The 750-nt window shown below is 54.4% G+C and carries 1 rRNA gene; it reads left to right on the top strand.

Features of this window, described 5'->3' with window-relative positions:
- Positions 1-88 (top strand): 5S ribosomal RNA (gene rrf / locus ACTQXM_RS09025); the annotation flags it as partial.
- Between the last annotated feature and the right edge of the window lie 662 nt (positions 89-750).

Genomic DNA, 750 nt, shown 5'->3' with positions numbered 1-750 from the left:
CCGGTCCCGTTCCGAACCCGGAAGCTAAGCCCCATCGCGCCGAGAGTACTGCGGGGCCAGCCCGTGGGAGGCCAGGGCGCCGCTGACCGGTGGACGGCACCGAGCCGTGCGCTTGGACTGAGAAGGGGGAGGCCTCGCGGCCTCTCCCTTTTTTGCGTTTGTATTGATCCGTGGCTCTAGATAGTTGATTTCTTTATTCTGAAGTCGCAATAGTATATGAAGTGGGTTGATTCTTTTCGAGGCCTGTTTTTGGGACTCGTTCTTTACAGTCCGCACTTAGGAACGCTCCTTTGGCTGGTTGCGTATTTCCTAGATGGATCTGCCAATTTAGATTACAAATCAATCTTTTCTCGCGTTTCACGTCTTTCGGCTAGGATTGCACACTAATGGGGCTCCAGCGCTGTCTGGCGGGGTCCTTTGTCGCGTAAAGGCTTTATAAGGGGAACCGTCGCAATCTATCTCCTAGGTGCTATTTAATTCTGGTTTGGGTATATAACCGATACGTATACATCGGACAGCATGAACACCGAGGTCATACGGTCTGTCTGAGATATATGATCGTCGATTAGACCCCGTCGGATTCCAGGGCCCTCTGGTTCATTTGTGAACAAAATATGGAGTGCGTGATTCCCGCCCCCGGGGCCCCTCCGGTCTGGCAATATATCTCCTTGCCGCGCGGCCCGGTCGGACCGGATGAGACGCGCAGGCGTGCACCTTGAGAACCGGATACTGCGAGGATGGACACACCAG

This window comes from Collinsella sp. LCP19S3_D3, assembly GCF_052121455.1.
Taxonomy (GTDB): Bacteria; Actinomycetota; Coriobacteriia; order Coriobacteriales; family Coriobacteriaceae; genus Collinsella.
The sequence above is the reverse complement of the archived record's forward strand: the minus strand, read 5'-3'. Positions and strand labels throughout refer to the sequence as shown.